The organism is Leptospira meyeri (genome assembly GCF_004368965.1).
Lineage (GTDB): Bacteria > Spirochaetota > Leptospiria > Leptospirales > Leptospiraceae > Leptospira_A > Leptospira_A meyeri.
The window spans coordinates 83675-107708 of sequence record NZ_SORO01000002.1 but is presented as its reverse complement, the minus strand read 5'-3'; the positions used below and the strand labels follow the sequence as shown (position 1 = coordinate 107708).

The following is a 24034-nucleotide window of genomic DNA, read 5'->3' as shown; positions in this document are numbered from 1 at the left end:
ATGCCACATGATAACGGCCGCATTTACGGATCTTTTAAAAAAATTTGTATTCCTGAACTAGAATTAAAAAAAGAAGCAGAGCTTATTAGTTCTAACTTACTTTCGTTAAAGAGGGATTGGGAATCAGGTCATATCTCCGGTAGTTTACTTGCATTTCAACTAGTGTTATTGTATTTAGAGCGAAGGGTCAGACGACATCCCTTTTTAAGGATGGGTAAACCATTGCCGAATCGCAACGAATCCAAAGAATTTTTGGAGGTGGTTCGGTTTTATGGAATGCCTGATACCGTACGATTTGCACTTTGGAAGTGGCATATTGGTGAATGGGATATTCGTCTAATCAATTACAATCCAAGTTCACTTGAAATGTTAGAATCGCAAAGTTTAGGTTACCGTTATTCAACAATTAGTTGGGAAGATGCGGTTAACGGAAGTTTGGTTGAAGGTAAACGGGATGCATTTGAGCACCTTTTGCATGATTTGGCACATGCTTATATGTTTTTTCGTAAAGATTACGATTTTGAAGGACAAAAACAATTTTTTCGGAAAATGTATTTCGAATATCCACAATATGAATCAGTTTTAGAAAGAAATCCAATTTTTAGAACTAAGTTTGACTATTGTATTTCTGATATGAATTCGCATCCTGCTCATCTCTCTGCTTACTGGAATGCAATTCGAAGGGAGGCTGGAATTCCAATTGAAGCCAATGGTTAAAGTTTTGGATTATTTTTGTGGCGATTCAAGTCGCGTTTTGTGTTTTTCTTTATGGTGGTTTGGATCGCATCTTGGAGTGAGATCCCCATTTGGTTTGCCAAACAAGTTAAGACAAATAAGATATCGCCTATTTCATTTGGTATGGTATCTGTTGATTCACCAGATTTGAAGGACTGGTCTCCAAACTTTCTTGCCATAAGCCTGGACAATTCCCCAACTTCTTCCATTAGAATTGCTAAGTTCGTAAGTTCAGAAAAATATCTTACACCAATTGTTTGAATCCATTCGTTTACTTCCGATTGTAATTGGTTTAAAGTTAGTTCATCGTTTCCCAATTTTTTTCTCCAATTCTTTAGCAAGAATTTTGGTGAACTCTTTCATGCCAGCTTCGTTTAAGTGGATCAAGTCAAAACAGTATTTCCCATTTGTTTCACCTAGAGAATCTTGGAGATCCATTTCATCCAAAGATTGATGAGGTGCCAATGCTTCTGAAAGGCCGTTTTGCCAAACTTTCATTCGACCTTCATTGTTTACTTTTCTGATTACGTCGGAGTATGGAGCAAAGACATTGATGATATGTATGTCCCGATTTGAGATATAGTCATACATTTTCTTTAATCGTCTAAAATATCTTTTTGTATCTTCCGTTGCATTTGAATCTTGGGGGACTACACTTGCAATCCCACAAGTTTCAAACAACATTCGTCTGTGGTCAGGGTTTGAAGCCTTAGGAATTTCAAGAGGAAGATGGAGTGCCAATCGATTCAAACAGTCGTCCACACTTTTTAATTGGTATTCGTCAATGGATTCAGGATGGTCGTTTTCATAATCCCAAGCATTCAAGTTAGGATTTTTATTTCTTCTCGAGATCGCTTTTAGTCTTTCGTTAAAGTTAATTACAAAATCAGATAGATCTTTGCGATAAGCGACAGATTTGAAAATGAGAAATAAATAATTTGAAAAGGTGAGATCGTATTCAAAATTTAGAACCGTTGGGAGTGCTTTGAAATTTCCAAGTTCAGATAACATTGCCATTGTGGGATCTACAATGTATTTTCTATCAACCCAAGGCATCCCTGGTTCCATCACGTGAAGGATGATTTTTACATTTGGGAATTTATCTAAGTATTCTTCCAAAATTCGGTGTTGGACAACCAACTCTGATCCACGAACAGCAATGGATTGCGTTTTCCATCCAGACTTTTGAAGTTCTTCATTAAGAAGTCGAATGCTAATCCCTTCAAATGCAACTGAAGTCCCCACGATAAGAATGTCAGGATCTAACACTTCTCTTTTCGATACTACGTGCTCTGTTACGCGGTTGATATTGGAGGCATAGGAATTTTTCTTTAAAAATGGTTTATAAAAGCCTGCTTGAAGAATACATTCCAATGCTAATAAAATAAATAAGGATAAAAGAATCTTTTTATCGGTAAAAAAGGAAATGGTTTCTTTTAGTAAGCTCATAATTAAAATTGAAAGTAGAGAAAGTTCTGACTTTCAGTAACTCCAAAAAGTAATAGTAGTAACACGTTGACAATAACAAAGATTGTGTATTTTAACCAACTTCCAGTGAGAAGGGTAGGGATTTGTCTTTTTGAGAAAACATAACTAGCAGTAAAACAAATAACCAATAAAATTCCGAATCGGTAATTTGACCAACGAGCGAGAGGGGCAACAGATTCATTCAAAAAAACTAGTGCTTTCATCATTGGAATGGCCTTTTCCATTGTCTCTGCTCGAAACATGATAAAACCAAATGCCAAGCAGAACATAGTGAAGATACGAGCAAAAAGGTCATAAACCATTCCTCCTCTGTTGTTCAAAAATTTTGCAACTTTCGTATCTCCGTAGAATTTATGTGAAAGTAACATTGTTCCTTGCCATATTCCCCACCCGACGTAGTGGTAAGCCGCACCATGCCATAATCCGGCAAACAACCAGGTAATCATGATGTTCCGAATATACATAATGACGCTCACTCTCGATCCGCCTAACGGAATGTAGATATAGTCTCTAATCCAAGTTGAAAAAGAGATATGCCATCTGGACCAATGGTCTGCAATGTTTCGACAAGACATTGGGAAGTTGAAGTTCGGATTAAATTGGAATCCGAATAATCTTGCCACTCCTATTGCGATATCAGTATAACCGGCAAAGTCAAAATAGATTTGCCAACCAAAAGCCAAAGCTCCAGTCCATATTTCAATAGAGTTTAAGTTTTGGTAATTTGCAAAAGTTGAATCGACAACTCGTGCTAGATTGTCAGCAAAAACAATTTTTCTTGTGAAACCAATTAAGATTAGAGCAAAAGCAGCATCAATGTTTTCTTTGTAAACCGCTAGCCGAAAGTCTAAGTCGCGAAAGAAAGTTTCCGCACGGACAATGGGACCTGCAACGAGTTGCGGAAAAAATGCAACATAAAGTGCAAAGTCTAAAAACGACTTTCTTGCTTCGATTTTACGATTGTAAACATCAATGGTATAACTCATTGATTGGAAGGTATAAAAAGAAATTCCTACAGGAAGGATGATGTTTTGTTTAGGAAATTGATAAGAACCCAATAGATGGATGTCATTGATCACTCCGAGTAAAAAATCGGTGTATTTGAAAAAACCAAGTGTCCCAATGTTCACCACAAGGGATAATACAAGCAACCATCCTCTTGCGCTATCACCATCTTGTTTTTTTTCAATCAGTCTTGCTGCAAAGTAGTCGATGATAGTTGAAAAAATTAAAATAAATACATAAGGGTTGATTTTAAAATCACAATAGAGCCTATCAGTGTAAAACTTAAATCCTTCTGTTGCCATTCCTGAGCAGGAAATGGAAGAAGGTTGCCAGGCCATATAGAAGTAATAACTGGTAAGTAAAAAAAAGAGTTTTTGCCAGCGGTTTTTTAAAATGTTTCCTACAATGATCGTTACAAAAAAGAAAACTAAAAATTCAAAAGAGTTAAATAACATTTGTTTGGTTCCTAGCGATAAATTGATTCTTCGGCTAACTTCTCAACGGGTCCTTGGATTCCTTCAGTATATCCAAATTTTGGACCAATGGATCTAGGAAGAGTCGAAAATGTAAAATTTGTACTGAAGTAAAATAGAAATAAAACAAGATAGACGGTATGAAGTAGGGCCTTAGAAAATCTTGGCAAGCTAGGTATGGAAAGGGATTGTAAGGTATAGGAGTTAAGGATCCAAAGTGCGATTGTAGTTCCTACCCAAAATTCAAAAAAATAACCTTCCCACCATGTGTAAAATCCGATGGATGGAATGATCCAAAACAACATCACCAATAGTTCTTGTTTGTATCGGGCCCACATAGTACGGAAATTCAAAATTCCCAGACACAAACTAAAAATCCAGAATAAAAGATTTAAATTGTAGGGGAGATGTTTGGGATTTTGGAAGTCAAATAGGTTCACGCGAAATTTGGGAATGACGTTCTGGAATACGAGGAAGGCATCTCCTATCCCTCGATAGAAGTAGAGAACATAATTTTTTTCTTCTCCAAGACTTGTCCCCCAGCGATTGATGGCTGCATAGAGGAACATCCAAAAGGAAAAATGTTTTTCATCGATAGGCCCAAGTCCACGTTTTAAAATGATGAAACCAACAAACAAATAGGATAGAATCGTTGCCAACCCTAGACAAGTCAGATAAAGAAAGATAATTCTAAGTTTTTTACCAAAACTTCGGTTTGGTGAAAGAAATACTGCCATAGGTACCATTCCAAAGTGAATGACATTCGATTGGTGGAAGTAAATGCTAAATAGTTGGATGAGCCATAGAATAATGAGATGTTTTGTTTTTAATCCTTCTCTGAGATAATAAACTGAATATAAAAATAAAAGCGCCATTAAGCAGGAATGAATGAGTGGCGTGTCGTTATGCAAACTATAGAACCAAAATGCTTGGCTAACTTGGATGACAAGGGCAAGGATGATTCCAAGTAATAAATCTTTGTATAGTTTGTAATAAACCCAAATAAAGAGTCCTAAAAAAAATAAAGAAAAACTAAGAATACGCAACCTTAAAAAGAACATGATGTCCGTGGTTGGGTATATGGAACGAAGCATTTTCCAGTAGAGTAAACCTGATGATTCAAAACCCAAATGGTGTGGGTTAAAAAATGAAGATTCCACTCGGTCCTTCTGGATATTGAGTGCGTAAACACAAGAATCCCAGTCGAAGGCCCGAGACAGGTATCTAAGATGAAATAAAAAAAGGAAAAGTAATAAGAGTAGAATGAATAACTTTTTCAAGAATTAAATTCCAGTTTAACGATTTAAAACTCGGTTCACGATGATTTTATTTTTTTTGTAAGGGAAAAAGAATGGTGTAGTGAGTAGGATGTTTCCGTCCTTTTCCCAAACCATACGATTGCAGCCAAGGAAATCGCTTAGCCCACCATGTTCATATCCCAATTGTATTTGATTGGGTTCAAAGTTGATTTTGATAAGTTTTTTCCCGAATCTATATCTTTGGATTTGCCAAATTTCATTTTTTACAAAAACAGTTCTTTTGTTCCATTTGTTTAAAAGACGACTAACGTCTATTAGGAGAGAAGTGGCTATGTAAAAATATACAAAAGCGGATAAATAATGATAATATCGTAGTTCGTCCAGAAATGGAATTTTTAAAACTTTTGTGATTTCTAACACTCCAACGAACCAGAAAAAAAACTTACCTAAATAAAATGCGTAAGGGAGGCTATAAACAAAAAACAAAACGACCGCAGTGATCAACAAAAGGGAAGGGAGAGGGTTTATCGTTAGTTCATCATATAAGGAAGTTCCAAAGTAAGCCGTTTCTTTTTTGCTTTGGATTTCTCTCCATTTGGATAGCCACTTGTGTACAAATTTCATAAAAAAATTACCTCTTCTATTTTTTTCGCTGTTTCTTCCCATGTCCATTGTTTGACAGGAAATTTTGGAGACCGCACTTTTTTAGGCCCTGACATTAGTTCAAAGGCATGGGCCCAAATCTCTGTTTGTTTTGGTGGAACAAACAGATCACATTTTTCAGATAATATCTCTTTAAAAACGGGAATATCAGAAGCAACACATCGTTTGTCCTCTAACATAGCTTCCAAAAGAGGCAATCCAAAACCTTCGTGTAAAGAAGGAAAGAAAAACGCCTTACATTGTTTAAATGCTATAGCCAAAGTGGAGTCATCAGGTTTTTCCAAAAACTGAATTCCTCGTTTTTGAATTTCTGGTTCACTTAGTTTTTGGTATAATAACTCACCCTCTTCACCCCATCCCTTTCTGCCGAGAATGAGTAAAAAATTTTTATCTTTTGGATGTTTCTTTTTGAATTCTAAAAATGCATCTACCAGTCGGTTGATATTTTTTCTTGGTTCTAAGGTTCCTACCGTTAGAAAAAAATCTTTAGGAAAATTTGTTTTTATTTTTCCAATTTTCTGCTTGGATACACCCGGATAAACAACTAAACATTTTTTTTCGTAGGTTGGATTGAAAGCGGTAATTTCTTCTTTTGTGTTTTTAGACAAACAAAAGATTTTGTCCGCATTTCTCATGGTGATGGGAGAAAGAAGTTTATGTTGTATATAATTCCATTTGGCCATTGTCTCTGGAGCTGAAACAAAGTTTAGATCATGGTAATTCACATAACTTGGGATAGGTAGTTTCCGAAACGGTAACATTTGAATGGTACCCCAAAAGACTTCAATTCCATCCTTTTTTAAACGTTTCGGAAGGATAAAATTCAAATAAATCGGCCCTGGGATTTTTTTAGGTTCCAATACTTCTTTTGTATTGGGGCCTAATAAATCTCGAAAAACAGGATGAATGGGTTTGTTCGTATATAAAAAGAATTCTTTTTCTTTATGTTTTGGAAGAATGATTTTTAATACTTCTGCCAAGTATCTTGAATTCCCCGTCATTCCATACGCAAGAGGCCTCGCATCAATGCCGATTTTCTGTTTCATGAAATGCAAACCTTACAATGTAGAAGTATAAGAAACTAGTTGTATAGAATAAAATAGAGAACATTGACAATGTTGCTTCTAATTTTGTTCCAACAAAGGTTCGATGGGCAACCAGTGGTAAACTTAGGATAAAAAGTAGAATGTATAATTCTTTTTTATGATCTATTTTGTGAGTCACTTGGTTCAAAATAAAATAAACAGGAATTATACAAATCACAAAGCTATGCACCCAACTAATTCCACTAAAGAGAGCAGAAACTAAAAACAAAAGAGAAACAATTTCCCATTTTTTATTTTTCTTTCTCCAGAGTAACAATAGAGGAACTCCAAATAGAATCATAAATACGAGTTGAATCAATTTTAAAGTGGGTAAGGAAAGATTTACAAATGGCATCGAGTAAGTTGGTTGGTTGATCATATCTGCACCAGAAACAAAATATTTAGCCAATGTGGAACTTAAGGATTGGTTGTTTTTCCAGGAACGAAGTAGGGGATTGCTGAATGCATTTCCTAAAATTTCTCGGAGCCATTCTGTTGTCATTTGAATGGTATAATCCCAATGATACAAAAGAGGAATTGCATTCCAAAGAATAATACCAACTAAAAACCAAAGAATACGTCGGTACTGTTTTTCATAGACGAACACAAATAAAAAAACAAGAGGAGTGATTTTGATACTAACAGCAAGGGCCAATAAAAAACCACTCAGCCAATGTGATCGTATCGTAAGTGAAACGAAGATGAGTAGGATGAGAAGAAGACCCACCTGGTTATTTTGGATATGGCTTTCTAAAAATCTAAAATTGAAAACTAGAGAGGCAATCAGAATCAAAAATGGATATTGGGAGTGGCTTAGGTTTAGTTCTTTATTTTGAAACACTAAGTAAAGGATCCCAAGTAAGGAGATCCAACTCAGAAATTCAAAAACAATGGCTGCTCCTGGTTCACTCAGATAAGTAAATGGAATGAGTAAAAAAGAAAACAAAGGAGGGTAGATATAGGTTGCTGTTTCATTCTGGAGAGCCGAAAGTAAATGGAGGTTTTCAGGTCGAAAAAGATCTTCCATTGTTTTGATTTTGGTTTGGAGTTCAAATGCTACATCAAATCTGTAGAGATTTTCACCTGTCTCCCAGCGTTCCGCAGCATGGTAATAATCTAAAAAATCCGACTTTTGTTTGGACCTGGAAACGGAAAGGACAAGGAGAACCAAAAGTAAGAGGCTCAAAATCCATTTTCCTTGTTTCTCAACGGTTTCGAAAAATTTCCACATAGTTCTCCTACCATTCCCAATATTTCTGGTTAATTGACAAGGTTTTCCCAAGGCTATCCATAGATGGATTTTTTGAATGAATACGATTTCGACCTTCCCGAAGAGCAGATTGCTAAATTCCCCTTAAAAAATAGGGACGAGTCGCGTCTCCTTGTTGTGGATCGTATCCAATCAAAATTTTGGGAAGCTCCTTTGTTTCGAGATATCACCTCCTTGGTACGACCTGGTGATATTTTTGTATACAATGAGACAAAAGTATCCTATCGGCGTGTGTTTCTACAAGTGGAATCAGGTAGAATTCATGAATCGATTTTTTTAGAACCAGAAGACATTCAAAACCAAACTTGGTTATGTATCTTGAAAAATAGGGCAAAACTAAGATTAGGTGATAGGTTATCTCCTGTGGGGTTTCCAAATTATCAGTTTGTTTACCAAGGCCCTAACGAAGAACTTTCCATTCTCAAATCTGAGATATCAATTTCTGATTCCGATTTTGAAATTTTTGGAAATATTCCAATCCCACCGTATCTCAAACGAAAAGTAACGGAAGAAGATAAGGTAAGATACCAAACGATTTTTGCCAATCGATCTGGATCGGTTGCGGCACCTACCGCCGGCCTTCATTTCACCGAAGATTTAAAGGATACATTTAGAACACTTGGGGCAGAGTTTTTGCCAGTGGAATTACAAATTGGTTATGGGACATTTCGTCCTTTAACCACCGAACAATGGCAGACTAAAACTTTACACAGGGAGAAATACTTAGTTCCTGAGTCCACAGCAACGAAGTTAAACGATGCAAGAAAAGAAGGAAGGCGTATCATCGCTGTGGGAACTACAACACTCCGGGTTTTAGAAACTGTTTTTGATTCTCAACTACAGAAATATAAGGTAGGATCAAGTCAAACTGACATCTTTTTGTCGCCAGGTGACAAGATTGATTCCGTGCAAGGTTTGATCACGAATTTTCATTTGCCCAAGTCGAGTCTTCTCCTTCTTGTCAGTGCCTTTGCTACGACTCAACTTGTGTTGGATTCTTATCGTTATGCATTGAAGAACGGGTTTCGTTTTTATTCCTATGGGGATTCGATGTTCTTATTTTAAAAATAGATTTACATTCCTTGGAAATTAGGAAATATGTTTCTACAGTTTCTTTATGTACTCCCCGAAATCTTCGGTATACGTTTCCCTTTTCTCTGGTTTAGGTCTGCTTGGTGTTGTTTTTATCACTCCAATCAAAGAGTCTGCTGTCAGAGAATTAGAACCCTCCGACTCATTGGAGTTAGATGAGGAATATTTGCGTACAACTCCTGTTCATACTAATTCAAAAAAGCGGACTTCCGGTAATTTAGAATATTCGAATCATCTAAAGTCTCTTTCTTTGGGGTTTTTAACAGAAACAAAAAAAAATGGGAACAATTCTCTCGAAGGAAATCCAAACTCCAGTTTTGGGAATAAGTTGGATTTTGATCTTTCTTCTCCCACTATGAATACCTGGGATGCAAAACAAAGCGGTGAACCATCTTTGGCGCAACCAAATCCTGTGACACCAATTCATCCTTCCGCAATTATGATCTTTCGTCAGATGGATTCCAATCGGAGATTGTTGATCGATCCAAAACAACTGTATGAATACCAGGGAAGTTTTTCACCGGCACAATTTCTCAAAGTACAAACGTCTGTCTACCAAGTGAAAACGGAAAATCCTGTAACGGCCTATGGTACGGAAGGTGGAAAATTTTCTTTTTTTTTTGGCAGTGATAAAGTCCAACTAAACGTTAAGTACAATTATGTAAATGCAAAGCCTGGGTCATATGCTAATGGGCAAATGGGCTTTTCTCCAGCACAAGACATTGCATCTCTCGGTTTTATCTTTTTTCTGGGTTCTTCAAAGAACTATTCCCTTTATGTTGGAAATCAAATTTTTAATGTTTTTAACGACCCTTTGTTGCAAGTAAAAGACCAAAATGGGCGTTCTCCAGAGACATTTGCGGCCAGTTTCCGTGGCAAACATCCCGGGAAATTAAAAACTACTTTTTTTCTTAATTTTCAGAACCAGTTTTATAAAGACGGTATGCTAATTGGGGTTCCCGGTGGTTTTATGTACGGGAATGGGTTTAATGGAAAATCGTTTTATGAATATGTTACCTCACTTGGGATGGAACTTGCGTTTTAAAAAATTTGTTTTTGTATTGGTTTTATTTGGTGTTAGCGCTTGTTATCTGGGAGATGAAAGAGAGACTAAACCTCAGAAAAAAACCGTTCCCCCTCTCGAACAACTTGCGATTTCCCTTTCGGAAAAAGGATTTTATTTCCAGCCACAAAGACTAGTTGTTTTAACTTTTTTAGACCACGAGGGTAAAAAAAGTCCATATGGCGAAATCCTTGCAGAAAAACTAACCACAGAACTTGTAAAAAAAGATCGGTTCCAAATTTTAGACCGCTTGGCCAATGAGAAAGTTTTAAAAGAATCTGGACTGGGTTTGGATGTTCCCACTGACACTGCCACCTTGCGGAAAATAGGCGATGTTTTGAAACTCGATGTCATCATCACGGGAATTGTGACACCATACCAAGACGGAGTTTTTGTCAATACCAGACTTATCGAAATCAAATCAGGCCTTATCCTCAAAGCAGATGAAGTTTATGTCCGTATTGACGGCTAAAAAAGATACTGGTTCTCACTAGTGAGTCAAATTTACTGATTTTAGTACTTGTAGTTTAATTTTCGATTGATTCCCTTTTTTCCTGCGGTCTGATAGGTATAAGAGGTTCAGATGGCATTTGATATAGAAATGATTGCGGCGCGTTATTCCAAAATGGAAGCGGCCATCGCACAAGCCAGGAAGGTAGTGGGTCGACCCCTCACACTTACAGAAAAGATTTTATACAACCACCTTTGGGATGGAAATCCAACAAAGAGTTTTGGGCGCGGTGTTGATTACGTCGACTTCGCACCAGACCGTGTGGCAATGCAAGACGCAACAGCGCAGATGGCGCTTCTCCAATTTATGCAAGCTGGTCGGAAAAAGGTAGCGGTTCCCTCCACCGTTCACTGTGACCACTTAATCACGGCAAAAGACGAATCCGGTGTGGATCTCGGGATTGCTGTCAAAGAAAACAAAGAAGTTTATGATTTTTTATCCTCCGTTTCTAATAAGTATGGAATTGGTTTCTGGAAACCAGGTGCTGGTATCATTCACCAAGTCGTTTTAGAAAACTATGCTTTCCCTGGCGGGATGATGATCGGAACCGATTCCCATACTGTGAATGCCGGTGGACTTGGAATGGTCGCCATCGGTGTTGGTGGAGCTGACGCTTGTGATGTGATGGCTGGTCTTGCTTGGGAACTCAAGTGGCCAAAAGCAATCGGTGTCAAACTCACTGGAAAACTAAATGGATGGACATCGGCAAAAGATGTAATCTTAAAAGTGGCAGGGATACTTACCGTAAAAGGTGGGACAGGTGCGATTGTAGAATATTTTGGTCCTGGTGCAGAAGCCCTCTCTTGTACTGGTAAAGGAACCATTTGTAACATGGGAGCAGAAATCGGCGCAACCACTTCTACTTTCGGTTACGACGAATCTATGGAGCGTTACTTAAGATCCACTAACAGAAGTGATGTGGCTGATCTTGCCAACAAATACAAAACTCACCTTACCGCTGACCCAGAAGTGTATGCAGATCCTTCCAAATACTTTGACCAAGTCATTGAAATTGATCTCAATACTTTAGAGCCATATGTGAATGGACCTTTCACACCTGACCTTGCCACTCCTATCTCTAAGCTGAAAGAAGAAGCCATTAAAAATGGTTGGCCCCTCAAAGTAGAAGTAGGTCTTATTGGTTCTTGCACCAACTCTTCTTATGAAGATATCTCAAGAGCTGCCTCCCTTGCCAAACAAGTCGCAGCGAAAGGTTTAAAAACCAAAGCTGAGTTTACCATCACACCTGGATCGGAACTGGTTCGTTACACCATCCAAAGAGATGGATTCATAGATTCCTTCCATAAAATTGGCGCCAAAGTATTTTCCAATGCTTGTGGTCCTTGTATTGGAATGTGGTCTCGCGTGGGAGCAGAAAAAAAGGAAAAGAACACAATTGTCCATTCCTTCAATCGTAACTTCCAAGCCCGACAAGATGGAAATCCAAACACTTATGCATTTGTGGCGTCTCCTGAGATCACAACAGCACTTGCCATTGCTGGAGACTTAGGATTTAATCCACTCACAGACACTTTAACCAACGAAAAGGGTGAACAGGTAAAGTTAGATCCACCAACTGGCGAGGAACTCCCTAACAAAGGTTTTGCGGTTGAAGATGCAGGTTTTGTCGCTCCTGCCGCAGACGGGTCCGGAGTCCAAGTCATTGTAGATCCAGCATCTACTCGATTACAACTTCTTGCTCCATTCAAAGCGTGGGAAGGGACAGATCTCAAAGGACTAAAACTACTCATCAAAGCCAAAGGCAAATGTACAACAGACCATATTTCAATGGCAGGTCCATGGCTTAAATTCCGTGGTCACTTGGACAATATCTCCAATAACTTACTCATCGGTGCGACAAACATCTTCAATAGTAAAACCAATGAGGTGAAAAACCAACTCACTGGAAACTATGAACCTGTTCCACAAACCCAAAGAGCTTACAAAGCCCAAGGGATTGGATCCATTGTCGTTGGGGATGAGAACTATGGAGAAGGTTCTTCAAGGGAACATGCAGCGATGGAGCCAAGACACTTAGGTGTGAGAGCGGTTTTAGTAAAATCCTTTGCTCGGATTCACGAAACCAACTTGAAAAAACAAGGGATGCTTGCTTTAACTTTTGCAAACAAAGAAGACTACGATAAAATCCAAGAAGATGATGTGATTGATATTGTAGGACTCACGAGTTTTACAGAAGGAAAACCACTTACTCTTGTTCTCAATCATAAGGATGGTAAAAAGGATGAAATTTCTGTGAACCATACTTATAATGCGCAACAAATCGAATGGTTCAAAGCAGGTGCTGCTTTGAATTTGATGAAAGCGTAAGTAACGATTCTTTTGAACAGTCGCCAGGTGGGACCCATCTGGCGATTTTCCTTCCATAAATGCCTAAACAAAAATCCAAACTAAATGTAACAACAGAGGAAACTCTCATTTGGACTGGGGTTGCATCCAATCAAACCAAAGCGCAAAAAGAGTTCAACGATGCTCTAAAAAAACATAAAGAAACTTTGGACCGTTCCAAAGAAATTGAACCATTGTTTCAACTTGTAAATGAAACATATCTGCAAGATGTTTTACCCCAATTGGAAAGACAAAAAAAGTTAGAAAAGGAACGTTTTAGTCTCATGTGTGCCATCCTACTTGAGGAAAAACTTTCTTTTGGAAAGATGCAAAGGGAATTTCTTCGGCGTTATCTTTTAGATATTTGTAACGATTCTATTATGGAAGATTCTTCTTTTTACGGGAATTATCGCGATCAGTTAGAAACTAAATTCGAACGATTGGAAAGACTTAGGTATAAAAATCAAATGGAATCAAAAATTAAACAAAAGTTTGGTGTTGAAATTGATTTAGATGATTTGAACCGCACTCAATTTGATTCTGAAGAGGAACGAGAATCACACGAAGAAAAGTATAGAGAATTCCGAGAAAAATACGAAGAGTACCGCGCCGAGTACTTCCGAGGTTCCCGTCCCCATTCAGGGGAACGCAAAAAATCAAAAGCACAGACCGAAAAAGAAAAAAAACAATTAGAGGCAGAACGTTTACTTAGCACAGACATTAACACCTTATTTAAAAATTTGGCAAAACTCATTCACCCTGATAAAGAACAAGATCCAATTTTACGGGAACGTAAATCCAAACTCATGACGAAACTCTCTGGTGCAAGAGACAATATGAATATAGCAGAAATTTTAGAAATTAAATTGCAAGTTGATGACCTTTTGCCAAACCAACAAACAGACATTTCTTTTCATGATTCATCCATCAAACGGTTTGTTGGAATTATAAAAACTAAAATTAGGGAATTGGAAGATTCCATCCGACAAAGATTTTTTTCTCATCCCCTAATGTCAGATTTTCCTGAGAAAAAAATCACAAAAGAAACTCTTGAGATATATTTAAGCAGGGTGAAAAAAGATAACATTATGGTAACGAAAGCCTTTGAAAAGGAAGTGGACCAACTCACAAGAGAACCAAAATACATCAAAGAAATGATTCGAGAACTCCAAAGTTTAGGGGTTCAGTTTTAATGAAGAGTTTTTTAAAAAAACAAAACTTCGGCTTTGGGAAAAATGGGAAAGAATTTGATGGTTCCTATTGGTCAGATATTTATGGGAATGGGCTTGATGTAGATGGGTCATACAATGCCAAACAACATGCGGAATACTTAAAAGCACTCTTTCAGTTAATGGAAATTTCTGTTTACAAGATGGCTGATTTCGGATTCGGAAAAGCAATTTTACTTCGGGAGATGGTAAAAACTTTTTCTCCCGTAAAAGTGTATGCAGTGGATGCTTCCAAAGAGGCCTATGAAGACTTAAAGAAAAAAGACTGGGTCAAACGTTCTGATAAGTTTCATATATACCACGAATCCTTAGAAACTTTCAAACTCCCCAAGTTAGAAAAGGAACCAGTGGAGTTAGGGATTTGTAATTCCGTGATCCAATACCTTCCCGATTCCATGATCCCAGATGTTCTGGAAAAAATGGCTAAGTATTGTAATTATCTGTATTTTACAGTTCCAACTAATGAAGACTATGCGGTTATGAAAGAAGAAATGAAATTTATTGATCCATATGCTTTTTCAAGGTCCAAAAAAAAATACAGAAAATGGATTTCTCGTGATTTTGAAATTGTAGGATATAATCTTTTACAAAGTAAATGGTTAGGCGAGAAGGGATTTAAGGAAGATTTTTTTAGGATTTAGACAAAACGATTTTTGTTTTTCAAAGTTTGATTTGGTAGTATCTCTGCCGTTGTTTTTTTAGTGATTTAATATGTTTGATTTATCCTTATTCTTTTCAAAAGAATTTCAGATTTTCTCGTTTTTCGGCAACCCTATCAGTCTTATCGAACTCATTGGGACTACCACTGGCCTCGGTTGTGTTTACTTAGCATCTAAAAATCATATCCTTACTTGGCCTTTTGGAATTTTAACTTCTATTTGTTTTTTCTTTTTGTTTTTCCAAATTCAACTTTATTCGGATATGTTATTACAAATTTATTTTTTTGGGTCCAGTGTCTATGGTTGGTTGGTCTGGCGAAAAAAAACCGGAGCTTATGTAAAAATCCAATCGTTAGGCAAAACAAAAACCTTGTTTCTTGTTTTAGTGATTCTTTTAGGAACTTTTTTTCTTGGGGAGATCACAAGCCGGCTGCCATTATTGTTACCTAGTATTTTTGTAAAGCCACCTGAATTCTTGTATTGGGATGCATTTACAACGGTAGGAAGTATCATCGCCAATTTTTTACTTGCGGAGAGAAAGTTGGAGTCCTGGTTTTTATGGGTATTTGTCGATGTGGTTTGTATTACCATTTATTCCTTAAAGGAAATTCCATTTGTGACTCTGGAATATATTGTGTTTTTACTCATTGCTTTTTATGGATGCCACAATTGGTACAAGGAATATAAATAAAGTAAAAATGTTATTTAGTGATAATGGATTGAAATACAAATTGGAAAGAACTTCTCCCTTTGGCCCAATTCCGTAATGAGCGGAGAGGGACCAAAGAAAAGGTATTTAAAGAAGTTCTTTAATATAAATTTGATTTTATGTTTTGCGATTGATCGGTCGCAAATACCAAGAAATAACCGTTAGCCCCAAGAGAAGGATAGAAGGAAAAATTTCACCAAATGGATGGCCACAGGCAATATGTGAAATGGCTGCTCCGGACATGGCAAAGAAAAATCCCGCATAAGCCCATTCTTTGAGTAAAACAAATTTAGGTGCGAGAACTGCAATCACTCCGAACAATTTCCAAACCCCAAGCAAAGTGAGGAAATAAGTAGGGTAACCCAATTGGTTGATTTTTTCTACTTCTTCGGGAAGTTTTATGAGTTGTACAATCGCCGTTGATACCATGCCGAGTGACAGCCAAAGGGTAAAAAACCAATAAGCTATTTTTTTTGTTTTTTCTGACATTTGATTTCTCCTAAAATAAAATATATTCCTTGTTAGTCGGTTTCTCTTAGTTTGTCCTTGGAAAGACAAAGAATTTTTGCAAATTAAGTTTAACTTTAGTCGTTCAAACCTTTGCCTTTCAGAATGTTTGCGATTTGTTTTTCGATTCTCTCTACTCTTGTTTCAGTTTTTTTAGCTCCTGAAAAGTGGAGTAGGTAACCTCTTTGCCTGCCGGGGGTTAAGGATTCAAAAGCTGTTTGTAACTTTGGTTCTTCTTCCAATCGTTTTAAAAATTCTTCTGGAAATTCATATTCCGAGGTTTTTTTCAATACGATTTTTTTCCCGGATTGTGCTAGTTGTATGGCTTCTTTGATATATGATTTTATGGTTGTTTTTAGTTTTGTAATTTCAGAAACATTTTTGAATCGGATTTGTCTTGCCGATTGAACATTTTTAGTTTGTTGGATGAGTATTTTTTTCGGATCTTTGAGTAAAGCACCTTTAAAAAATAGAATTGCACAGTATTCTTTGAATCCATGGACCAGGAATATATTTTGTCCATTCAGAGTATAACAAGGTTGTCCCCATTTGATTTCTTCTTGTAATTCAATTTCTAATGCAATGGATCTTAAGATTTGAAACTCTTGTTTCCAGTTTTTGATTTTTTGAAAATATAAATCGATTTGATTCCTTTTGGAATTTGATTGTTTCATTTCAAATGGCTCCATTTACGTCTTATCTATTTTATAAAAGTCTCAGATTAACCTTTCTTACTAAGCACTTGTTCTAAGTGATTGTGCGCCATATTAATTCCTTGAGCGAACGGCATTTTTAAAATTTGATCCCTTTGTTCTACCGATTTGTAGATGATATGCATTTTGAGTTTTGATTGGTTCTCCGAAATTTTTTGAAATTCAAAAAACTCAAGCTGAATGGGAAAACCTGTGTTTTCCATTTCAAAGGTTCGGACAAAACTTTCATTTTCGATCATATTGAGGAAAACTCCATTGGCCCGAAACAAAACGATCCCTTCTGGGTTTTTGGTTTCGTAAATCCAACTGCCATGGTTTTTTGCTTCAAACTTAAGAACTTTGTTCCCCATCCATTCTTCAATGAGTTTTGGTTCCGTGTGAGCTTTATACACCAAGGAAGCAGGTAAATCAAAGTTTCGTTCAATGGTTAATTCTTGTTTTCCATCTTCCGCATAGATTTTTGTTTTGAGTTCCATATTTTTATCCTTTGGTCTTATAGTTTTTCATTACCGATTCCAATTTGTTAAAACGGTCATCCCAAAGTTTTTGGAAAGGCTCAATGAAGTTTGCTATTTCTTTCATTTTGTTTGGGTTTAAGTGATAATACATCTCACGACCGTTAGGTTCTTTTTTTAACAATTCACATTCTGTTAAAATTTGTAAGTGTTTGGAAACGGTGGGTCTTTTAGTATCAAACTGGGAGGCAATGGCTCCCGCCGTCATAGACTGGGTAGCCACAAGGAGGAGGATGGCCCGCCTTGTGGGATCTGCAATTGCCTGGAAAACATCTCTTCTTAAATCCATTGTGTAGCCATTTGACTAATCAATGATATGTAGTCATTTGGCAACACTTTTTTTGTCCGGATTTAGCCCAACCCTATTGACCTTATGATGGCAAATTAGCTTAAACAAGTCTTTTGATTGAACTCCATTTGGATATTGTGAAAATTATCGCCTTCATGTTCTTTTTAATTCCAGCAAGTTAAACTATCAAATAGTGAAACCAATTTCATTCGCATTCCTTCTCAAATATAGATATAAACTTTATTCATAACATGTACTCTTTTTGGAATCCTATATTCCAAGCAGAGATATTGAGTTTTTAGGAAACTAATTGACGAAAAGAGACCACTGATCAACAAAGTCATGTTTAGGCAAATGCCTTAATTTTATAGGAGTTCTTCCATTCATGTTTCGATTCAAATTAGCTTATTACCCCTTCTTTATCGTTTTCATCAGCAGTATTTTATTGTTTTCTTCCTGTAATTCTGAAAATGAAAATAGTGATGCATTGGTTGGACTCGTAGCGATCAATTCTATAAATTCAAGTACAAATACTTCTGGAAATACTGAGAATTGTGGAACTACAGGTTTTTGCATGATATTTGCCACGGCCGCCAATGCCACTGTGAATGCTGGGATAGCCGGTCTTGATGCAAACTGTGCCGCCGATAGCCGGAAACCTTCAAACGGCCGCACATTTAAAGCACTCGTTTCTGATGGTACCAATAGGAAAGCCTGTACAAATGCAAACTGCAGTACGGGAACGGGTGAACACATCGATTGGGTATTAAAACCTAGTAAAGAATACAGACGGATTGACGGGACAACTGTTATAGGAACAACAACTGCGAATGGAGTCTTTTCATTCCCTCTTACAAATGTTTTTCAAACCACCGTTACTGGTACAAATAGCATCGTAACTGGACTGAACACCGATTGGACAAGTAGTGCATTTGATTGTTCTAATTGGACGACAAATGCAGGAGGAACAAATACATCCTTCGCTGTTCATGATGATTTGACGAGTGCAACACTTTCCGTTGGGAACCAAGCATGTAACAACGTATCAAAAGTTGTTTGTGTAGAACAGTAGGATTACTTTTCTATTTGTCCTATTCGCATTGCTGAGCGAATGGTCATTTAACGGATTTCAACCGATTCCTTTACCATATAACATGAGATAGGAATCAGTAAAATTTCATTCCATCGTTCGTTTATTGCGAATTTTTTTTGATTTTGTCGGCCACAAACGCTTTGTAGGAGGGACTTCCAAAACTTACATCCAAACGAATGATTTCGGGTGCAATGTAAGGATGACGTTTCATAATGTATTCTTCGATCGCATTGTATTTGTCAGCTTTTGCTTTGAGTAGGATTTTATTTTCCGTATCGACAGTGATTTTCCCTTCCCATAAGTAAACAAGTTCCACTTCCGGGAAAATCGTTCCAGAAACGATGATTCCTTGTTCTAACATTTCTGAGATATGTTCTTCGGCCATATCACGATCGCCAATTGTGGTAAATACTAAAATTTCATCTGAAGCCATGTGAAATCCTTGTTTGTTTTTACAATGATCGGCTGCGAATGTGGAATCCCTTATTCTTTAGAAGTTTTATTTTGTAAGTAGGATTGGATTCCTTCTTTTACTTGGTCGAGCATTCCCGATTCACGAACGGAACGAACCACTCGTTGCCAGAATTTGATTTTTCCTTCAAATTCATTCCAACCAAGTTGTAAATCCATTCGTTTGATTTTAAGTAACATACGAAGTTCCGTCAGTGACATGTCCTTTGGATCTTTGTCTAAATAACGTTCATGGTCTGTTAGGGGATTAAAGCGCATGGATTTATTTTTTCTTTAGGACGAGTGATAAAAACAAAATAGCAAAAATTAAAAATCCAAACCCTGTTCCAAAACTAGCAAGGATGGGGTCCCCACTGGAAAGAAACTTTTGGATACTTAAAAATAATCCGTACGAAATGTACAAAAGTCCTAAAAAAATAAGGAAGATGGACGTGAAAATCCAAACGGAAGAAAACACCAAATTTTTGATATAAATTTGGAGATTCTTCTGAATGTAGATAAGCATCACATCACCATAGGCAACAACCTTAGCGACTAAATCCTCGAAGGCAGCTTTGATTCCGCCTTTTTTACGATGTTTTGTGTGTTTCTCTTCCAATTATTTCTTCTTAAAAATCAGGCCGAGAGCAAGTCCAAGTCCAAGGCCCACACCAAAACCAATGACTGCGGCTTTTTGTGGATGTTCTTTTACATAAGATCCTACGTTGTCGATGACTTCTTTCGCTTTGATAGAAGCCTCTTCACTTGCTTTACCTAACTTTTGTTTGATGTCGCTTACTTGTTCCATATACTTCTCCTTGGCTCTTTGTTCAATTTCTTTGGCTTTTTTCTCATACAACTTAATTTCGTCGATGAGGGATTTATCTTTTTTTACTTCTTCCATAATCTATAGTTCATTCTGGAACGACTATGTTTTCAAAGTTGTCAGTAAAACGATAACCAATTCCCCAAATGGTTTCGATCCATTCTGGTTGTGCAGAGTTTTTTTCTAGTTTAGATCTGATACGTTTGATATGACTGTCGATCATCCTTTCAAATCCATCCCATTCCACACCCCAAACGGATTCCAAAATCATTTCGCGAGAAAAAACTTTTCCTGGTGATCCAGCTAATAGTTGCAAGATGTCAAATTCCTTTCTGGAAATATTGATGATGTTTTCGTTTAGAGTGACTCGTCTACGGATGGAATCAATTTTAAGAGCACCACGAATGATTTCTCCTGCTTGGCCCACATTGGGTTTGATCCCTATTTTTTTATCCCATCTACGGAAGAATACATCCACTCGAGTTTTGAGTTCACGAACCGAAAATGGTTTTGTGATGTAGTCATCAGCCCCTAACTCAAGTCCCATGATTCGATCAATTTCTTCTGTCCTTGCGGATAGAATAAAAATTGGAGTGCTTTCGTCAGATTTACGAATGCTACGGCAAATTTCCATACCATCAATATCCGGTAGCGAGAGATCCAGAATCACTAAATCAGGATGATTGGATTTGTAAAATTTCAAACCGTCTTCGCCATTTTCAAAAACGGAGGTTGTGTAGTGAGCAGAATCGAGAGATTTCCGGATTAGGTTCCCGATGTCCGGATCGTCCTCAATTACCAAAATATTTTTCATGTTTTTCCCTTGAGTTCTTTCTCAATTTGGTTCTTGTAGTAGAAAAAAAAAGTAAAAAATGGAATCAGGAACGCAAAGAGAAGCAAAATCGTGGGCAATGTTCGCCCTCTCTGGGCCAAAGTTACGTCCATTGGAAGTCACTGAGAAATTGGGCATCCAACCGGACTATTACCACGGAGCCGATGTAAAAGACATAGAAAATATGACAATTTCAAGTCATTGGCAGCTCAATTCTAAGTTAGGGCCTGAATTTCCTGTCCTCGATCACATTTGGAATTTGCTTAAAACCTTAGCACCTGTTCGTAAGAGCCTGAAAGAATTCACTGAAAGTTACGAGTCGACCATCTACGTGTCCGTTGAGTTTGCTTCTGAATTTACAAAAGGTGTGGTACTCGACAAAAGGACTATGCTTTTGTTAGGTGAATTGGGTGTGAATTTAGAAATTATCCCCTGGGACCTCGATGGGACTCCCTAAGAGTGGCTTCACTCGGAAAAATTAGTCGGATTAGGCCAAATCGTTTTAAATAGATGTAACTGGACAAAGGTAATCCAAGTAGGACAAGGACTCGTTTTTTCAAACGAAGGTCACGGGCAATATTTATGAGTTTAGTAAGGAGTGTTAGGGGAAGGTAGGGCAAGTTCGAAAGATCCATTTGGATATGCGATCTTGTCTGGAAGAACAACATGTGCATTACCGAATCCAATTCTTCTTCCAATTCAGGGTGTACGTTCTTAGACAAAATGAGAATTTCATACGCATTCTGAACTTCACGTACAGTAAGGTATTTTGTTTTTTTTGCCATTGGAGGTAATGGTATGGTTTCACTCTCAAAAGATACACTCATTTTTCGATCCCAAATATTGAGAAAGGTCCGTGAGATATTATGGAGAGATGGTTTTTTGGAAGTGGATACTCCTACCTTAAAACCTATTGTGGGGATGGAACCTTATTTGGATCCATTTGAAGTGCGTTCTCCCAGTGGACGAGAGAAAGGATATCTGATTACCTCACCTGAATACAGTTTGAAACAAATGATGGCCAAGGGTATGAATCGTATCTTTGAATTGGCTCACACATACCGATCGGGAGAGATAGGCAGTGGGTTTCATTCTAAAGAATTTTTGATGTTAGAACTTTATGCCAAAGGTATGGATGATTCTTCTTTGAGACGATTTATCGAAACGTTTTTAAGAGAGTTGATTTTTGTTTTTGGAAAAGAAGATGACCAAAAAAAATTGTCAAGTTCTGAATGGATTCGCCATTTATCAGTGGAAGAGGCTTTTTTACAAAATGTCGGACATGGTTTTTTAAGAGAAGATTTGTTAAAAACGATAGAAGTAAAAAAACTCTCTTCCTCACCTATATCGGAAAGAATCCAGTGGCCATACGAAGACCTCTTTTTTTTGGTTTTTCTCAATTTGGTTGAACCAATGTTAGGAGAAGGAATTGTTTTTTTGTATGACTATCCTCCTGAATGTGCCGCACTTGCAAAGGTTGTGGATGGGGTGGCAAAACGATTTGAGATTTATTGGGACGGATTAGAACTTGCAAACGCTTTTTATGAACTCAGCGATGCAAAGGAACAAAGGAAAAGATTTTACGAAGAACAAGGGTTACGTTCTAAATTGGGGAAAGAAGTATTTCCAATGGATGAGGAGTTTCTTGGTTCCTTGGAAAATGGATTTCCAGATTGTTCCGGGATTTCTATAGGAATGGATCGTTTGATTTTGAGGTTATCCGGTAAACACGGGCTAGGTGAAATTAGCCCGTATTGGATAGAAGTTTAAGTTTAGTCCTCTTCTTGGAATTTTTCGCAAGATTCTGGAACTTTCCCATCTTCTAGGTCAGCACAAGAAAACGCTGCCATATCTTTGGCACATTTTTTCATGTCTTCCAAATCTTGTTTGGTGAGTTTTTTTGTGGGTTGGTTGTTTGCTGGTTTTTGACCTTCTACCACATAATTTTTATATCTAGATTCGCAGACGTTTCCATTCACAAATTGTGACTCGATCATTTTTCTTTGATCGGCAGGAAGATCTTTTAACTTTTCCTTCATACACTCAGAAGTTTTGGCACACATTTTTTTAGAGAGTGCTTGGAATTCTTTCGCATCTTTTAATGTTTGTGCGGTAATTAGGAGAGGAGCAAGTATTAGTAAAAAAATGGAAATTTTTTTCATACGAAAACCTTTCTTTGTCAAAAGGCTTTCGTAAAGTTTTTTTTAATTATTTTTTAGAATTGGATACCAGCATAACTGGGACATTCAGAGGCAACATCTGTAAGAGTACTTGTATCATAAAAATGGCGAGTCACCATTCCATTCCCGTAATAGGGTGCTTGTCCAACCCCATTTGTACATCTGCCAATGAGAGTTTTAGAAGCATTCTGAATAGCACAAGAGTTTGCACTATAAGTACCTGCAAGAAAAGAGGAACAATATGTACTTAAAAACAAACTGTTGATTGCAAAATCTTCACATCGATTTTTACCGAAGGCAATAAAAGTGCAACTCCCACCACCAGAACTGACAGCACCATTGGCAGCAAAGAACCTTACTCCCCCGCCAAAACTACCTGAAAAATAGAAAGTAGACACTCGCACCCGATAAGTTCCCGGATCCGAAAATATATAAGAAGTTAATTGGTAATTGCTCCCAGGATTTCTTGTTGCTTGTTTGATTGCTGATCTTCCTGAAGTAGGGTAGATACTAATTTCTGGTCTTACAACCGAAGAATTAATGATTGTTGAAGATGCTGAAAAAACATATTTGCCTGGTGTGTTGATTGTAAGCGAAAAATCAGCGACTGGAGTCAAGGTTGCGAGTGTTGCTGATAACCCTGTTCCATTGCCAGTGATCGTTCCTGAAATTGGTGGAATTGGAGTACACAAATTATAAGTGTAAGGGGTATCTAAATTATAAGCATCTCCGCAGAACAAACCTGATGCACAATCTGAATCTATATCACATACTTGGCCTTCTAGATTTCCGTCTGCTAGGAGGCCTAGAGCCAATAAAGGTAACAATTGAGAGGATTTTTTTTCATCGGCACCGCAATTGTATACCGAAAACAAAGTAAGAAATAAACCTACCATTGGGATGATAATAAGTTGCATATTTTTCATTTAACTATCTGTTAGCTTATAACCTGCTAACGGATATTCAGTGGTATATCTTTTATGTCTTCTTTTTTTTGAAAAGCCAATGGAAAATAAATTGATTAATATCGGAAATTTCCCTA

The 24034-nt window shown here is 37.3% G+C and carries 30 protein-coding genes; 11 read left to right on the top strand and 19 right to left on the bottom strand.

What is annotated here, in order from left to right; translation table 11 throughout:
* A complete protein-coding gene (locus CLV96_RS14660) occupies nt 1-717 on the top strand; it encodes a hypothetical protein (protein ID WP_004788053.1) in 717 nt (238 codons plus the stop codon).
* Here CLV96_RS14660 and CLV96_RS14655 read toward each other — a convergent pair.
* The 7 genes from CLV96_RS14655 to CLV96_RS14625 are packed head-to-tail and all read right to left on the bottom strand — an operon-like array spanning nt 714 to nt 7939.
* Nucleotides 714-1052 carry a nucleotide pyrophosphohydrolase gene (locus CLV96_RS14655; RefSeq protein ID WP_004788152.1) on the bottom strand — a complete coding sequence of 113 codons (339 nt, stop codon included), beginning with the start codon at nt 1050-1052 and terminating at the stop codon, nt 714-716. The genes CLV96_RS14660 and CLV96_RS14655 overlap by 4 nt on opposite strands.
* Complete coding sequence (locus CLV96_RS14650) at nt 1039-2184, bottom strand: hypothetical protein (protein ID WP_004787853.1); 1146 nt, start codon at nt 2182-2184, stop codon at nt 1039-1041. The genes CLV96_RS14655 and CLV96_RS14650 overlap by 14 nt, the downstream gene beginning before the upstream one ends.
* Nucleotides 2185-2186: 2 nt before the next feature.
* Entirely contained in the window at nt 2187-3683 is a 1497-nt protein-coding gene (locus CLV96_RS14645) for an MBOAT family O-acyltransferase (RefSeq protein WP_004787895.1), read from the bottom strand.
* An 11-nt stretch (nt 3684-3694) separates the two neighbouring features.
* Complete coding sequence (locus CLV96_RS14640; protein ID WP_004788265.1) at nt 3695-4981, bottom strand: hypothetical protein; 1287 nt, start codon at nt 4979-4981, stop codon at nt 3695-3697.
* Nucleotides 4982-4996: 15 nt separating this feature from the next.
* Nucleotides 4997-5584 carry an LIMLP_18675 family protein gene (locus tag CLV96_RS14635; RefSeq protein ID WP_004788134.1) on the bottom strand — a complete coding sequence of 196 codons (588 nt, stop codon included), beginning with the start codon at nt 5582-5584 and terminating at the stop codon, nt 4997-4999.
* Nucleotides 5581-6624, bottom strand: a complete 1044-nt coding sequence (locus CLV96_RS14630) for a glycosyltransferase family 4 protein (protein WP_040917527.1) — start codon at nt 6622-6624, stop codon at nt 5581-5583. The genes CLV96_RS14635 and CLV96_RS14630 overlap by 4 nt, the downstream gene beginning before the upstream one ends.
* 22 nt (nt 6625-6646) lie before the next feature.
* Nucleotides 6647-7939 (bottom strand): glycosyltransferase family 87 protein, encoded by a 1293-nt coding sequence (locus CLV96_RS14625; RefSeq protein WP_004788054.1) that lies wholly within the window; start codon nt 7937-7939, stop codon nt 6647-6649.
* Nucleotides 7940-8002: 63 nt separating this feature from the next.
* Between CLV96_RS14625 and queA the strand changes: the two genes are divergently transcribed.
* The 7 genes from queA (at nt 8003) to pnuC (ending at nt 15569) form a co-directional block, all read left to right on the top strand.
* The gene (gene queA / locus CLV96_RS14620; RefSeq protein WP_004788096.1) at nt 8003-9043 is read left to right on the top strand and encodes a tRNA preQ1(34) S-adenosylmethionine ribosyltransferase-isomerase QueA; all 1041 of its coding nucleotides are present in this window, start codon (nt 8003-8005) and stop codon (nt 9041-9043) included.
* 52 nt (nt 9044-9095) lie between these two features.
* Nucleotides 9096-10115: a hypothetical protein gene (locus CLV96_RS14615; protein ID WP_004788181.1), complete on the top strand. Its 1020-nt coding sequence runs from the start codon at nt 9096-9098 to the stop codon at nt 10113-10115.
* The gene (locus CLV96_RS14610) at nt 10075-10605 is read left to right on the top strand and encodes a FlgO family outer membrane protein (protein ID WP_040917473.1); all 531 of its coding nucleotides are present in this window, start codon (nt 10075-10077) and stop codon (nt 10603-10605) included. The genes CLV96_RS14615 and CLV96_RS14610 overlap by 41 nt, the downstream gene beginning before the upstream one ends.
* A 111-nt stretch (nt 10606-10716) precedes the next feature.
* Nucleotides 10717-12972 (top strand): aconitate hydratase, encoded by a 2256-nt coding sequence (locus CLV96_RS14605; RefSeq protein ID WP_004787842.1) that lies wholly within the window; start codon nt 10717-10719, stop codon nt 12970-12972.
* A gap of 59 nt (nt 12973-13031) precedes the next feature.
* Nucleotides 13032-14183, top strand: coding sequence for a hypothetical protein (locus CLV96_RS14600; protein WP_004787988.1), 1152 nt, complete (start codon nt 13032-13034; stop codon nt 14181-14183).
* Complete coding sequence (locus CLV96_RS14595; RefSeq protein ID WP_004788079.1) at nt 14183-14860, top strand: class I SAM-dependent methyltransferase; 678 nt, start codon at nt 14183-14185, stop codon at nt 14858-14860. The genes CLV96_RS14600 and CLV96_RS14595 overlap by 1 nt, the downstream gene beginning before the upstream one ends.
* 70 nt (nt 14861-14930) lie before the next feature.
* Nucleotides 14931-15569 (top strand): nicotinamide riboside transporter PnuC, encoded by a 639-nt coding sequence (gene pnuC, locus CLV96_RS14590; RefSeq protein ID WP_004788187.1) that lies wholly within the window; start codon nt 14931-14933, stop codon nt 15567-15569.
* A gap of 135 nt (nt 15570-15704) precedes the next feature.
* Here pnuC and CLV96_RS14585 read toward each other — a convergent pair whose 3' ends face one another.
* The 4 genes from CLV96_RS14585 to CLV96_RS14570 form a co-directional block, all read right to left on the bottom strand.
* A complete protein-coding gene (locus CLV96_RS14585) occupies nt 15705-16076 on the bottom strand; it encodes a DoxX family protein (RefSeq protein ID WP_004788003.1) in 372 nt (123 codons plus the stop codon).
* Nucleotides 16077-16171: 95 nt separating this feature from the next.
* Nucleotides 16172-16768 carry a YdeI/OmpD-associated family protein gene (locus CLV96_RS14580; RefSeq protein WP_004787949.1) on the bottom strand — a complete coding sequence of 199 codons (597 nt, stop codon included), beginning with the start codon at nt 16766-16768 and terminating at the stop codon, nt 16172-16174.
* Between the two features lie 47 nt (nt 16769-16815).
* A complete protein-coding gene (locus CLV96_RS14575; RefSeq protein WP_004788269.1) occupies nt 16816-17283 on the bottom strand; it encodes an SRPBCC family protein in 468 nt (155 codons plus the stop codon).
* A gap of 4 nt (nt 17284-17287) precedes the next feature.
* Entirely contained in the window at nt 17288-17611 is a 324-nt protein-coding gene (locus CLV96_RS14570) for an ArsR/SmtB family transcription factor (RefSeq protein ID WP_004788034.1), read from the bottom strand.
* A gap of 385 nt (nt 17612-17996) precedes the next feature.
* Here CLV96_RS14570 and CLV96_RS14565 point away from each other — a divergent pair, with 385 nt between their 5' ends.
* Nucleotides 17997-18683, top strand: a complete 687-nt coding sequence (locus CLV96_RS14565) for a DUF1554 domain-containing protein (RefSeq protein WP_004787950.1) — start codon at nt 17997-17999, stop codon at nt 18681-18683.
* A 121-nt stretch (nt 18684-18804) separates the two neighbouring features.
* On the opposite strand, the gene cutA is transcribed toward CLV96_RS14565, so the two are convergent.
* The 5 genes from cutA to CLV96_RS14540 are packed head-to-tail and all read right to left on the bottom strand — an operon-like array spanning nt 18805 to nt 20794.
* A complete protein-coding gene (gene cutA, locus CLV96_RS14560; protein ID WP_004788031.1) occupies nt 18805-19137 on the bottom strand; it encodes a divalent-cation tolerance protein CutA in 333 nt (110 codons plus the stop codon).
* 50 nt (nt 19138-19187) lie between these two features.
* A complete protein-coding gene (locus CLV96_RS14555; protein ID WP_004788222.1) occupies nt 19188-19433 on the bottom strand; it encodes a hypothetical protein in 246 nt (81 codons plus the stop codon).
* A 4-nt stretch (nt 19434-19437) separates the two neighbouring features.
* The gene (locus tag CLV96_RS14550) at nt 19438-19773 is read right to left on the bottom strand and encodes an LBF_4227 family protein (RefSeq protein ID WP_004787859.1); all 336 of its coding nucleotides are present in this window, start codon (nt 19771-19773) and stop codon (nt 19438-19440) included.
* Complete coding sequence (locus CLV96_RS14545; RefSeq protein WP_004787984.1) at nt 19774-20058, bottom strand: DUF883 family protein; 285 nt, start codon at nt 20056-20058, stop codon at nt 19774-19776.
* Nucleotides 20059-20068: 10 nt separating this feature from the next.
* Nucleotides 20069-20794 (bottom strand): response regulator transcription factor, encoded by a 726-nt coding sequence (locus CLV96_RS14540; protein ID WP_004788085.1) that lies wholly within the window; start codon nt 20792-20794, stop codon nt 20069-20071.
* 58 nt (nt 20795-20852) lie between these two features.
* Between CLV96_RS14540 and CLV96_RS14535 the strand changes: the two genes are divergently transcribed.
* Entirely contained in the window at nt 20853-21269 is a 417-nt protein-coding gene (locus CLV96_RS14535) for a DUF4279 domain-containing protein (protein WP_020777144.1), read from the top strand.
* Here CLV96_RS14535 and CLV96_RS14530 read toward each other — a convergent pair.
* Nucleotides 21238-21597 carry a hypothetical protein gene (locus CLV96_RS14530; RefSeq protein WP_004787922.1) on the bottom strand — a complete coding sequence of 120 codons (360 nt, stop codon included), beginning with the start codon at nt 21595-21597 and terminating at the stop codon, nt 21238-21240. The genes CLV96_RS14535 and CLV96_RS14530 overlap by 32 nt on opposite strands.
* Nucleotides 21598-21610: 13 nt before the next feature.
* Between CLV96_RS14530 and CLV96_RS14525 the strand changes: the two genes are divergently transcribed.
* Nucleotides 21611-22582, top strand: coding sequence for an amino acid--tRNA ligase-related protein (locus CLV96_RS14525; RefSeq protein WP_004788133.1), 972 nt, complete (start codon nt 21611-21613; stop codon nt 22580-22582).
* 2 nt (nt 22583-22584) lie between these two features.
* Here the strand turns inward: CLV96_RS14525 and CLV96_RS14520 are convergent, their stop codons facing one another.
* Together CLV96_RS14520 and CLV96_RS14515 are read right to left on the bottom strand one after the other, a co-directional pair.
* On the bottom strand, nt 22585-22974 hold the full coding sequence (locus tag CLV96_RS14520) for an LA_2478/LA_2722/LA_4182 family protein (RefSeq protein ID WP_004787961.1): 390 nt from the start codon (nt 22972-22974) through the stop codon (nt 22585-22587).
* A gap of 53 nt (nt 22975-23027) precedes the next feature.
* A complete protein-coding gene (locus tag CLV96_RS14515; RefSeq protein ID WP_134152027.1) occupies nt 23028-23909 on the bottom strand; it encodes a hypothetical protein in 882 nt (293 codons plus the stop codon).
* Nucleotides 23910-24034: the final 125 nt, after the last annotated feature.